We start from the raw sequence: 12441 nt of genomic DNA on the forward strand, positions 1-12441 counted from the left end.
TCGCCTGAACAGTTATCCTACTCTTTATTGTTTTCGATGTTTCTACAATTAAGAATAGTCCTCGTTGTCGCCTATGCTCCCGCATTACTTACTCGAGAACGTCTCGCACCGTATACGATTTCTCTCCAAAATACAGGTACCATTCCTGCTAATCATATACTTGTAACTGATACAATTCCTATCGGTACTTCGTTCATCCAAAATAGTGTAACAATTAACAACGTGCCGCAACCAACTGCAAATCCATCAGCAGGCATCCCAATTTCAACACTTGCTCCTTCTGAATCCGCAACGATTTCTTTCCGTGTCCTAGTTACTTCAATTCCACCAAGCGGAGAAATTCAAAACCAAGGTAACGTTTCCTTCCAGTACCAACCCGATCCTACTAAACCACCTGTATCCGTTACTACGCCTACACCTACTACAATTACTCCTGTAAACGTTGGGACTATTAACCCGATAAAAACCGCTGATAAATCCATCGTTTCAGTAGGTGATACGATTACATTTACTATCACATTCCAAAATGAAGGTACGATTCCTGTCACTGACATTTCTGTTACAGACTCACTTCCTGTCGGCACATCATTCGTTCCAAATAGTGTCACAATTAATAACATTCCCGTTCCAAACGCAAATCCATCCACAGGCATTCCAGTCGGAACTCTTAATCCAACAGAATCCGTAACTATTTCATTCAAAGTACAGGTTATTACACTTCCAGCTAATAGAATGATTACAAATATCGCATCCATTACGTATACTTCTCAACCCGACCCTACTAGACCACCTATCACAACAACGACTACAACACCACCAATTACGATAGAAGTAAACCCTAATGAGCCAAACACATTTATTAAGACCGCAAATGTAAATAGCGCCCATCTCGGTGATTTCATCACATATACACTTACCTTTACTAACAATGGCACCATCCCAGTAAATAACGTACTCATTACCGACCCACTTCCTCCTGAAGTTACTTTCTATCCAAATTCAGTAACAGTAAATGGAGTAGCACGTCCCGGAACTAGCCCAACTATCGGTATTCTTATCAATACTGTTAATCCAAGTGAATCCGTTGTTGTTCGTTTTATCGTTCAAGTAACAGCAGAGCCACGAAATGGTCTCATTCAAAATACCGCCCGCATTCGCTATACACTCAGACCAGATCCTACTAAACCACCGACTTTCGTTGATGAAACTTCAGAGCCAAACATTATTCCGTTTATCGGTCCGTTCGTCTCACCAAATTTAAATTGTTTCTTTAATGGGGAACGTTTTATCCGGCGCGGTTGGAATAGAAGATGTTAGCAATATAAAATAAAAAGACAGCGTCAAAAAACGCTGTCTTTTTATTTTATACATATACAGTTTTTAAGTTAATTTCATATCTTTTTCATTATAAAAACCATCTTCTTTTTCCATTTCCTTCTGTAATTTTGTAAAGGAACGGTACATGGCAATTCTCCATGACACAATCATCGCAAATGCCAGCAAGAAGAACATCCCACTAAGTTGTCCTAAATCAAGCGATTGGCTTAAATATGTTTTAAATACAATACGCACGACAAGTAATCCGATTAAAATAAAGACAAATGCTTTCGAACGCTTCAAATAAATCTCTTGTCCTCTAATTTCAAATTTAGATGTTTTAATAAGAAAAATAGAGAAAAACAAACCGACGCCAATTGCTTCTAACATTTCTGCTGGAGTTAATCGAAATTCAGGAAAAACATACATCAACGCTCCCGTACTCATAAAAAATGGTGGAAGTATAATTTTTTTCAATGTTGCAGGTTTCTTAGCTGCTTTTAAACGAATAAACATCGCACCAACAGCCATACAAACAGCAACGATACTGGATAAAACAACTATGTTCATATTTTCTCATCCTTTTTTGTGGCTATATGCAAAATATACTTTCATTATATGCTTTTCCGTTAGTATTTCCAACATTTTCACAGAATAATACTAAAAACCCGTAAAACCACCAAATAAACTTGAGAAATATACGATAATTTTTGTCATCCAGTTAAAGTATAAGAAGATACCCATGATAATCATAATGTATCCCCCGATTTTCATGAACTTCATACTATTTCTTTTAATCCAAGACATTTTCGTAATAAAGAATGATAGCACGAAGAACGGAATAGCGAATCCAAGTATGTATGCAATCATATAAATCATTGCTGATTCTGGATTTGTTGCTGCTAATCCGATTACAGACACTAAAATAGGTCCTGTACAAGGCGTCCACCCTGCAGCAAATGCCAACCCAATTAAAACAGATCCAAAATAACCACTCGGACGATTTTTAAACGTGAATTTACGATCTTGCATTAAAAACTTCGGCTTAAACACACCGACAATAATAAGACCGAACACGATGATAAATATACCACCTAACTGTCTAATTAAATCTTTATAATTTGTAAAGATGCCTCCAATAAAACTTGTACCAAATCCAATTGCAATAAATATAATTGAAAATCCAAGTAAGAAAAACGCTGTATGTATCATACTTCTTTTGCGAAGCATTGCATTTTCTTCTTTCAACTCAGAAACCGACATACCTGTTATGTACGATAAAAATGCCGGATAAAGCGGTAAGCAACATGGGGAAATAAATGATAAAAACCCAGCACCAAACGCTAAAAAAATACTAATATCTTGCATTATTCCACTCCTCTCCTTACATATTGTAGCAAAAACATATAAAAATACTATGAACAATTCGTGAAATCACTTTTCCAACGTGATAATAAGAAAAACTACCCTTTCACACTTTTTCTGAAAAAACGTTTTCATTTCCTTCTATTTATATAGAAAAATCTCAATTACACTACAAAACCTCTCTAATGTTATTAACATAACAAAGGTAATATAGTTTCTCAAATGATTAGCATGTTATTCGTACGTTTATATACATATTGATTAAAAAATATTTTTTTCAAATGCTGTCTTTATACAATACAAACTTGATTTTACAATACTTCTATTATTACTAATTTCAAGATTATGCATAAATATCATACTTTTATTATTATTCTATAAAATGTCACACTTTTCTTTTATTTGACCCTTCATTTTTAATTTTGTATACTTCCCTCTAGTTATATATGTCCGTTACGGAACAATTTCATATAGATGGGAGGAATATTTCATGCTTCGTTATTCTCTTTTAGTTTTATTAGGAGCGTGTAGTTATGGAATTTTAGCTATTTTCGTTAAACTTGCATATGCAGAAGGATTTTCACTTGGAGAGGTAATTGGCAGCCAATATTTGTTCGGTTGGATTATTTTGCTTGCTATTACACTTCTATTTTCTAGACATCGTGTTCCATTAAAACAAGCTTTAATTTTATTCGTTGCAGGTACATCTGCAAGTTTCACTGGAATTTTTTATTATGCTTCATTAAAAACTGTACCAGCATCTATCGCCATTATACTTTTATTCCAATTCGTTTGGGTCGGAATTATTATTGAAGCAGTCGCAACAAAAACTTTACCTTCAAGAGAAAAAGTTATTTCTGTTATTTTCTTACTTGCAGGTACATTTTTATCAAGTGGTTTACTAGAAAAATCAGCAGGTGATTTCGATACGACTGGAATTATATTAGGCCTATTATCTGCTGTTACATTTGCAACATACATTTTCGTGAGCGGAAAAGTTGCTGTTGAAGTACCTTCATTACCACGCGGTGTTCTTTTAATGGCTGGTGCTTTAACTTTAGTAATGATCGTATTCCCTCCAACATTTATTTTTAACGGTGCAATTTCTGAAGGACTTTGGAAATACGGTTTAGGTTTAGGAACATTCAGTATCGTCATTCCTTCTATCGCCTTTACAATTGGTATTCCAAAGATTGGTTCTGGCTTAGCGACTATTCTTGGCGCTGCGGAACTACCAGTTACAACAATTATGTCTGTATTCGTTTTAAAAGAAGCTGTACTATCTTCACAATGGTTCGGTGTATCACTTATTTTAATCGGGATTGCAATCCCGCAAATTGCTTATGCAATGCGTGGACGTTATCGTAAACATCATACACACAAAAAATTGGCAGCATAAACGAGAGGGGATTTTCATTTGAGAATCCTCTCTTTTAATATTGTATACTTAATGTAAATACTTTATTTAAGAAAGAAGGCATTATAAGTGGCAGCAAATCTAGAGCAATTAACTGAGACGCTAATTTCTATTCGTCGAAATTTACATGAGCATCCAGAACTATCATACGAAGAATTTGAAACGACGAAAGCTATAAAGAATTGGTTGGAAGAGAAAAACATTACGATTATAAATTCTAATTTAGAAACGGGCGTTATTGCTGAAATTTCGGGGAATCGTAACGGACCGCTTATAGCAATCCGTGCTGATATTGATGCCCTTCCTATTCAGGAAGAAACAAATTTATCCTACGCTTCAAAAATCCATGGAAAAATGCACGCTTGTGGGCATGATTTTCATACAGCTGCTATTATAGGGGCTGCTTATTTGCTAAAAGAAAAAGAATCTTCTCTTAGCGGAACTGTACGCTTTATATTCCAGCCAGCTGAAGAAAGTAGTAATGGTGCTTGCAACGTCATCGAAGCCGGGCATTTACGTGGTGTACAAGCTATTTTCGGTATGCATAATAAACCTGATTTACCAGTAGGTACAATCGGTATTAAAGATGGTCCACTGATGGCCGGAGTTGATCGATTTGAAATTGAAATTCACGGAGTTGGTACACATGCAGCTGTACCAGATGCTGGGGTAGACCCTATTGTCGCATCTTCTCAAATTGTGATGGCACTACAAACTATTGTAAGCCGAAATATAAGTTCTTCACATAATGCCGTCGTTAGTGTCACAAACATCCACTCAGGAAATACGTGGAACGTTATTCCTGAAAAAGCAATATTAGAAGGTACTGTTCGTACTTTCCAAGCTGAAACACGCGAAAAAATTCCAGCCTTAATGGAACGTATCATTAAGGGCGTTTCTGATGCACTAGGTGTAAAAACAGAATTCCATTTTCATTCAGGTCCTCCTGCTGTCCATAATGATGAAAGTCTTACTCATTTATGTACACAAACTGCACAGGAAATGTCACTAGACGTGATTACCCCTACTCCTTCCATGGCTGGCGAAGATTTCTCTTTTTATCAACAACACATACCAGGATCATTCGTCTTTATGGGAACGAGTGGTACACATGAATGGCATCATCCAAGCTTTACAGTAGATGAGCGAGCGTTACCTATAAGTGCAGAATACTTCGCTTTGTTAGCTGAAAGGGCACTTAAACATTTTTCCTAAAAAAGGAGCCGTTAAGAAATGCTTAACGGCTCCTTTTTTTAAGTTAAATCACGTTTTAAAAATACTGTATAGGAAATGATTAAAAATACAAATAAATACAGTAATAACATACATGATGCAAACGGGAACGTTACTCCATCAATAAAGCTTCCATTCTTTGCAATACTATATAAATCTGTGTTTGCTGGCAATAAATATTTCGCCCAATCATATCTAGTTGCTGCTAGTAATGCGATGTTTCCTGATAAAGCGAGAAATAGTGAAATACCAATCGCGCCTCCGCTAGATCTTGTTAGCACAGAAATCATAAATGCAAACGCTGCGTACACAATCGTCGGCAACCACGATAAAATATAATACTTACTAGCTTCTACAAAAATATTTTGTTTTATAATATTTCCATCTTGGAAAATAAACTCGCTCCATGCAGGCTGCTGGAATTTATAAATAACAAGCCCACATAAAATGGAAAAAATCATATTAAATATAAACAATAACGCTGCAAATATGACAATTGCTAAAAACTTAGCTGTCAAAATTTTAAAGCGACTCGCTGGTCGTATTGTTAAAAATTTATATGTTCCCCAGCTATATTCATTCGCAAAAATTGTACTTGCATACACGAGGATAAACGGAAGTAATATTGGAAATACGATAAAGCCTGTATCTCTCATGAAAGAAATTGGAGAACTACTTGCCGGTGCTGTATCTGTATCTAAATGCTTCATCTTAAGCTGATATTCCTTTACAAGCTCATCCCCAGATCGTTCCGCTAAAATTGCTCCTTTTTCCATGCCTAGCTTTTTCTCAATTTCTACAGTTCGTTCTGTATAATCAGCTTTCCATCCTTTTGTTTCCGGCTCCAAATACTTTACAGTAACCCATCCTAATCCGATTATTAATACTGCAATAACTGCAAATGGAATAATCGTTCGCTTTCGCTTAAATATTTTATACAATTCGTTATACACTAAATTAAACAATATCTTTTCCCCCTGTTAATTCTAAAAATTGCTCTTCTAACGTTTTTCTCTCTTCATATACACGATACACTTGAATGTTTTTCTCAAGCAATGTACGAATAACATTTGGGATTTCTTCATCTTTTACATGAATAAGTAAATCATTACCTTTTATTAAAACATCTTGGTCTAACATTTCTGCCGCTTTATTCGCATCATCTACGCGTATACGGATTGTCTCCATCTCTTCACTTTGATTATGCTGAATATTTTGCGTCGCGACATATTCTCCGTGCTGAATAATGATAACTCTATCACACATTAATTCAACTTCCGAAAGTAAGTGACTAGATACCAGTACCGCTTTTCCTTGTTCATGTGCAATTTTCTTTATGTACATTCTCATTTCATGTATTCCACTAGGGTCTAATCCATTCGTTGGTTCGTCTAATATTAATACATCTGGATCATGAATAAGCGCTTGGGCAATTCCTAAACGTTGTCTCATGCCGAGTGAATATGCTTTTACTTTGCGATCAATGACTTGTCCCATACCTAGCAGTTTCACTACTTCATCGATACGTTCTTCTGTAACGTTACCATTCATGCGTCCGAAATATGTTAAATTCTCATAGCCACTCAAAAACGGATAAAATTCCGGTGTCTCAATTACCGCTCCAATTTTCGAGGCAGTACTTTCAAATTGCTGTTTTACAGATTGACCATCAATCCAAACTTCGCCCTCTGTCATACGAATCATGCCGACCATCATTCTCATTAAAGTCGTTTTTCCAGCACCATTTGGTCCAAGCAAACCAACTACTTCACCTTTTTTAACTTCGAAACTAATATTTTCTACAAGTGTCTTTGAACCGATTCGCTTCGTTAACCGCTCAACCTTTACAATCGATTGTTCATTTGTCATGCTATACAACCTTTCCTTCCCATTCTTTGTCAGGTCTTTACACTGTAACATGATTATTTTTATGTGTAAAATGGAAAAAGGCATGATTTCTCATACCTTTTCTTTAAACTGAAATGAATTTTCATCTTGTAAACTTTGAACAAATCGAATACATTGCACCATCGATAATAGAAGAATAACAATCATAATTATACTCACTACTACTATTGCATATATTGTAATCGGTGCACTATTTATCCCTTGTATTCCTGTTATTTTCATAAAGATAATCGTAAATAATTTTAAAAATAACATCCCATTAACTAATCCAAAAACAAACGCTGCTCCATAAATAAATAATTGCTCCTGACATAATAAACATAGTACATCATTTCTCTTCCTATTCTCTGCTACATAAGATTTAATTTCTTCTTTCCTCGCTTGCAGAAGAGAATAAGTCATTTTATATGTAATAAACGTACATATGAAAATGACTACGATAAACAACGTGTAAAAACACATTTGAAATAAAAATGTAGTCCCTAATTCCCCAGCAACTACTTCATTAAATTGTAGCGATATCATAAAAAACAAAATCATAATACTCATAGCAATCCACATAAATTGCTTCATCCTTTTGGTAGCAAATGTTCTTATATTTTTTCTCGCTAACCGACATAAAGACATAAAATTCTTCCCCTACCTTATTACATACGCATTCTATACTACTAGTGTATAAAAATATGACATTTTAAACATCGCACTACAATCGGAATTTTCTCTAAGTCTTTAGTCCTAGAAAACAAAAATGAACATGTTTATCTCTTTCGTATAGAACTAAAAAAACACTAAAGCGGAAATGCAATTACATTTCCGCTTTAGTGTTTAACGAGGTGTATTTTTCAACAACTTAATTAATCTCATCCTCAACTTCTATTCTTTTCTTCTCTCTTGCAATTTTTAAAAACTCTAAAAGCTCTGGATTGCTATTCATTTTTTTGTAAGCGACTGACATTTCTGCAACAAAATTAGAATCATATAGCTCTTTATATACAACTTCCGTTTTATATAATTTATTTGCCGATACCGGTATTACTGTAATTCCAATCCCTGCTGCTACAAGTCCCATAACTGTTTGATATTCCGTCGCTTCTTGTACGATACGCGGACTAAACCCGACGTCGCGGCAAAGTGATAAAATTGTATCGTATAACGCTGGCCATACTGGTCTCGTAATAAATACAAACGGTTCATCCCGTAAATCTTCTATATGTATTTCATCTTTCTCTGCAAGTGGATGAGCCTTCGGTAAACATAAAGTACAAGATAGTTTTTGTATTGGCTCTAACTCTAATAATTGTGTTGGGATTGGTGGACGCAAAAATCCAATATCAATTCGATTATCATGAAGTGCATGCACTTGATCTGGAGTAGATAATTCATGTAATGCAACAGATACCCTCGGAAATTTCTTTCTATACTCCCTTACGATAGATGGTAAAATATCATATATCGCCGCACCTACAAAACCAATTGAAAGTGAGCCCACTTCTCCCCTTTGGGCACTTTGTGCAATTTCTACAGCTTTTTCAATTTGTTCAAACGCTTTTTTTACTTCTTTCAAAAACATTTCTCCAGCTTCTGTTAATTCAACCTTTCTCTTCGTTCTTGAAAATAACATAACTCCCATTTCTTTTTCTAATTGCTGAATTTGTTGACTAAGCGGTGGTTGTGTCATTTGTAAACGAGCAGCCGCTCGTCCAAAGTGTAACTCCTCTGCCACTACAACAAAATATTGCAAATGCCGTAATTCCATTTTGGACACCCTTTTCCATTTCAATTAATACGTCTAATATATTAATAACATATAATTTATATATTAGACAAATTTTTCGAATGAACGTATAGTAGAAATTGTTAATTCTTTTTTACAATTTTTATGTAAAAAAAGAAAGAGGTGGTTACTGTATGAAATGGTGGAAATTAAGCGGACAAATTTTACTATTATTTTGTTTCGCTTGGACAGGTGAATGGATTGCAAAACAGGCACACCTCCCAGTTCCAGGAAGTATTATCGGTATTTTTTTATTATTAATCTCATTAAAATTTAACCTAGTGAAAAAAGAGTGGATACAAGACGGTGCAGACTTTTTATTAAAAGAACTTATTTTATTTTTCATTCCTTCTGCAGTCGCTGTCATACGCTACAAAGATACACTATCACAATATGGAATCGATCTCATCTTAATTATTATGATTAGTACGCTTTGTGTCACTCTCGTTACAGGACTCTTAACAGAATTGCTACTAAAGCGGAAAGGATCCGTGCAATGATCGGCTTTCTTTGTTTACTATTAACACTATTCACATATTGGATATCGAAGAAAATGTATCAACGCTGGAATTGGAGCTTACTTTCTCCTCTTCTCGTATGTCCTATTATTTTAATCGCGTTATTACTCGGACTAGACACATCTTATGAAACGTATGAAACTGGAGGCCACTGGTTAACAGAATTATTAAAACCTGCAACAGTTGCTTTTGCATGGCCAATCTATAAATACTTTGATTTACTTAAGAAACATGGAATGGCTATTTTACTTAATGTCATTGTCGGTTCGTTTCTATCAGTTATTACTTCAGCACTACTAGCAAATTATTTTCAAATTGATTCATCGTTAGAACATAGTTTAGCACCTCATATTGTAACGACGCCAATTGCAATGGCCATTTCAGAAATGATTGGTGGTATGTCACAATTAACAGCAGTATTTGTTGTTTTAACTGCGTTAACAGGAGCATTGCTCGGACCTTCTCTCATTCGTATATGCCGTATTAAAACAGCAATTGCAAAAGGTATTATGTTAGGAACGAGCGCAAATGGAACTGGTACATCAAAAGCATTCGAAATCGGCCCTGTAGAAGGAACGATTGCAAGTTTATCTATGCTTTTAACTGCAGGAGCTAGTTTAGTTATCGTTCCGCTTTTCTTATCGTGGATACATTGAAAAAGCAAGTGTTTACACACTTGCTTTTTTATTTATGTATTTGTTTAAAATCTCATAATCCTCCGGGAAAGATAACGTTAATTCCTTCATTTCATCTATCCTCTTCCAAGCAATTTCATGTATTAACTCATCAGGATCTTGGATTTTCATACTACCGCCTATTCTTTTTACGACATAATAATGAACGTATACAGGAACCCCATATGTAATCGCTTCTTTTTCGTATATTTTACTTACAACTTCCACATTGTAGCCTGTTTCTTCCCAAACCTCTCGGATACAACATTCCTCTAATGTTTCTCCTTTTTCAAGTCCTCCACTTGGGACGGACCACCTTTTTTCTTCATCCTTTTGTCCTTGTAATACCATTAAAACTTCATTTCTTTCATTTACACATACTGCTGCGCAACCTATCCATCTTTCCATATACACCCCTCCCGTACTACTATTCGTCTCCTTTTGTATTTTCTCCTTGAAAAAAGAGGAAAAAAGGAAAACAATGACGAAATTTTACATCAACTTCATAGGCAGTTCCTTCTTAGAAATTAAAAACGGAAGGATGAAAGCATGATTTTTAAATATGTTGTGGAATGTGTCTTTTGTGAAGAAAATCGAAAACCTCGCCAAGCTATCGTCACAGTTCCTGCTACTACTCAGCTACTAGCCATTGAAAAAGTGCGTGCAGAATGTAAACGTCGTTTCGGAAAAGCTTTATTATTACAAACTGAAATTAAAGAAGAAATAGTTTTTGAACAAAAAGAAAGCTGACCATAAATTGGTCAGCTTTCATATCCGATCATATTTTCACATGAAGATTAGGGGCATCCTCTTTAAGGATCGGGATTTTCCCATTATGTACGTTCCATTATGTACGTTCCATAATGGTCATCGAACAATATATTTCTATACAATTAAATATTGAATAGAATAGGGCAAAACTTGTTCGCATTTTTAGAAAAGGGATAGGGATATAATTCAAGTAGTACTTCGAATACTCGAACTTTACACTCATTATATTAAAGCAAATCCTTTTATATGGGAAATATGAATTACTTACATAATTCATTCGTAAAACATATTAGTTTGCTATATTATTTTTATCCCATTAATAACATACATCCAGCGAAAACTGGTGTCATAATCATTGAAAACTTCAAAAGCATACGTGGTGCATAATTTGTAAACTTCGCACCGATATAAGCTCCTAGCATCGTCCCAATTAATACTTGCAATAATAATATATAATCTAGATACCCTTCTGAACTATACCCTAACCCACCCCCAATCGCAATGGGCAATATAACAAGCATTGTTGTTCCTACAGATTGCTGAATCGTCAATCCTAATAGAACCATTAATCCAAGTTGAATAAATGGTGCAGAACCAATCCCAAATGAACCAGCCATCATTCCAGTGACTAATCCAAGACATATACATTTCATTATGTTCTCTTTCGAAAAATCTTTAATCTCTGCTAAAAGTAACTCTTCCCTATTTTGAAACTTAATTAATTTAATAAACATAAAAATTGCAGATAAAAATAGCATCCCAGCTGTAAACCAATGAAGAAGATGTCCCGGTATAAGTGAACCAATTTTTGAACCGATATAAGAACCAAGCGCTCCACATCCCCCAACAATCCCGCCTATAGTAAGTACTACATTTCCTTCACGATAATGACTTATAACCCCAGATAATGTCGTAAATGCCATAGCAGTTAAAGACGTTGCAAGTGCAACGTGAATAGGAATATGGAATACTAAAGTGAGTATCGCGATAATAAACCCGGCTCCCCCAGCTCCAACAAACCCTAATAAAATCCCCATTACTAACATCGTTATAATAATTGCCACATACTCTCCCTCCAGTAAGGCAATTATCCACCATATTCTTTCTTCTACACAAATAAAAAGCATCCATCTAGGATACTTTTTATTTCAATACTATGTACTTAATCTTGATTAATCAAAATAACCGCGGGACCAGCGACTACTACTCCAGCTACTTCGATTTTTTCAAATTCCTTTACTGTAATAGATATAACGCCTTCTCTTTCCATCAATTCTTTACTCAGGACATCAGTCGGTATAGCTTTCACCGTCTTACCTCCTTTTCATTTATACAATATGCAAAAAACAACTTAACGCATCTATATATATGCATCACCTCCGCTTTCATTCCTTATTCCCTTCAAAACCCTTCTCTCCCTTCCATAACGTATTGAAAAATAAAAAAAGCACTCGCAATCGCGAA

The 12441-nt window shown here is 35.1% G+C and carries 15 protein-coding genes and 1 pseudogene; 6 read left to right on the plus strand and 10 right to left on the minus strand.

Features of this window, described 5'->3' with window-relative positions:
* Positions 1 to 1317, plus strand: a 1317-nt coding sequence (locus PDQ40_RS27075; protein ID WP_270691752.1) for a hypothetical protein, incomplete at its 5' end; no start/stop codon positions are given.
* Between the two features lie 63 nt (positions 1318 to 1380).
* Here PDQ40_RS27075 and PDQ40_RS27080 read toward each other — a convergent pair.
* From PDQ40_RS27080 to PDQ40_RS28160, 3 genes and pseudogenes are all read right to left on the minus strand, one after another.
* Positions 1381 to 1887, minus strand: a complete 507-nt coding sequence (locus PDQ40_RS27080) for a CcdC family protein (RefSeq protein WP_001028639.1) — start codon at positions 1885 to 1887, stop codon at positions 1381 to 1383.
* Between the two features lie 90 nt (positions 1888 to 1977).
* Positions 1978 to 2685, minus strand: a complete 708-nt coding sequence (ccdA, locus tag PDQ40_RS27085; protein WP_001152681.1) for a cytochrome c-type biogenesis protein CcdA — start codon at positions 2683 to 2685, stop codon at positions 1978 to 1980.
* Between the two features lie 16 nt (positions 2686 to 2701).
* Positions 2702 to 2846 (minus strand): annotated as a pseudogene (locus tag PDQ40_RS28160) (peptidase T).
* Between the two features lie 326 nt (positions 2847 to 3172).
* Here PDQ40_RS28160 and PDQ40_RS27090 point away from each other — a divergent pair.
* Both PDQ40_RS27090 and PDQ40_RS27095 read left to right on the plus strand, forming a co-directional pair.
* Positions 3173 to 4081, plus strand: coding sequence for an EamA family transporter (locus PDQ40_RS27090; RefSeq protein ID WP_000947030.1), 909 nt, complete (start codon positions 3173 to 3175; stop codon positions 4079 to 4081).
* An 87-nt stretch (positions 4082 to 4168) separates the two neighbouring features.
* A complete protein-coding gene (locus tag PDQ40_RS27095) occupies positions 4169 to 5314 on the plus strand; it encodes a M20 peptidase aminoacylase family protein (protein WP_000729800.1) in 1146 nt (381 codons plus the stop codon).
* Between the two features lie 38 nt (positions 5315 to 5352).
* Here PDQ40_RS27095 and PDQ40_RS27100 read toward each other — a convergent pair whose 3' ends face one another.
* The 4 genes from PDQ40_RS27100 to alsR all read right to left on the minus strand — a co-directional run bounded on the left by PDQ40_RS27100 (position 5353) and on the right by alsR (position 8996).
* Positions 5353 to 6297 (minus strand): ABC transporter permease, encoded by a 945-nt coding sequence (locus tag PDQ40_RS27100; protein WP_000482767.1) that lies wholly within the window; start codon positions 6295 to 6297, stop codon positions 5353 to 5355.
* Complete coding sequence (locus tag PDQ40_RS27105) at positions 6290 to 7201, minus strand: ABC transporter ATP-binding protein (protein ID WP_000180642.1); 912 nt, start codon at positions 7199 to 7201, stop codon at positions 6290 to 6292. The genes PDQ40_RS27100 and PDQ40_RS27105 overlap by 8 nt, the downstream gene beginning before the upstream one ends.
* Positions 7202 to 7291: 90 nt before the next feature.
* Positions 7292 to 7867: an FtsX-like permease family protein gene (locus PDQ40_RS27110; protein ID WP_270691754.1), complete on the minus strand. Its 576-nt coding sequence runs from the start codon at positions 7865 to 7867 to the stop codon at positions 7292 to 7294.
* Positions 7868 to 8090: 223 nt separating this feature from the next.
* On the minus strand, positions 8091 to 8996 hold the full coding sequence (gene alsR / locus PDQ40_RS27115) for an acetoin biosynthesis transcriptional regulator AlsR (protein WP_000423223.1): 906 nt from the start codon (positions 8994 to 8996) through the stop codon (positions 8091 to 8093).
* Positions 8997 to 9148: 152 nt separating this feature from the next.
* On the opposite strand from alsR, the gene PDQ40_RS27120 reads away from it, so the two are divergent.
* The gene (locus PDQ40_RS27120) at positions 9149 to 9514 is read left to right on the plus strand and encodes a CidA/LrgA family holin-like protein (RefSeq protein WP_000872364.1); all 366 of its coding nucleotides are present in this window, start codon (positions 9149 to 9151) and stop codon (positions 9512 to 9514) included.
* A complete protein-coding gene (locus PDQ40_RS27125) occupies positions 9511 to 10188 on the plus strand; it encodes an LrgB family protein (RefSeq protein ID WP_000578958.1) in 678 nt (225 codons plus the stop codon). The genes PDQ40_RS27120 and PDQ40_RS27125 overlap by 4 nt, the downstream gene beginning before the upstream one ends.
* Positions 10189 to 10200: 12 nt before the next feature.
* On the opposite strand, the gene PDQ40_RS27130 is transcribed toward PDQ40_RS27125, so the two are convergent.
* Positions 10201 to 10614 carry an NUDIX hydrolase gene (locus PDQ40_RS27130; RefSeq protein WP_000442963.1) on the minus strand — a complete coding sequence of 138 codons (414 nt, stop codon included), beginning with the start codon at positions 10612 to 10614 and terminating at the stop codon, positions 10201 to 10203.
* A 141-nt stretch (positions 10615 to 10755) separates the two neighbouring features.
* On the opposite strand from PDQ40_RS27130, the gene PDQ40_RS27135 reads away from it, so the two are divergent.
* Complete coding sequence (locus PDQ40_RS27135; RefSeq protein ID WP_000576449.1) at positions 10756 to 10956, plus strand: DUF3903 domain-containing protein; 201 nt, start codon at positions 10756 to 10758, stop codon at positions 10954 to 10956.
* A 329-nt stretch (positions 10957 to 11285) separates the two neighbouring features.
* On the opposite strand, the gene PDQ40_RS27140 is transcribed toward PDQ40_RS27135, so the two are convergent.
* Positions 11286 to 12041, minus strand: a complete 756-nt coding sequence (locus tag PDQ40_RS27140; protein ID WP_000974648.1) for a sulfite exporter TauE/SafE family protein — start codon at positions 12039 to 12041, stop codon at positions 11286 to 11288.
* A 98-nt stretch (positions 12042 to 12139) separates the two neighbouring features.
* Positions 12140 to 12286, minus strand: a complete 147-nt coding sequence (locus tag PDQ40_RS27145) for a BC1881 family protein (RefSeq protein WP_000644411.1) — start codon at positions 12284 to 12286, stop codon at positions 12140 to 12142.
* Positions 12287 to 12441: the final 155 nt, after the last annotated feature.

Origin of the sequence: Bacillus cereus group sp. Bc061 (assembly GCF_027715825.1) — a bacterium.
Taxonomy (GTDB): domain Bacteria; phylum Bacillota; class Bacilli; order Bacillales; family Bacillaceae_G; genus Bacillus_A; species Bacillus_A paranthracis.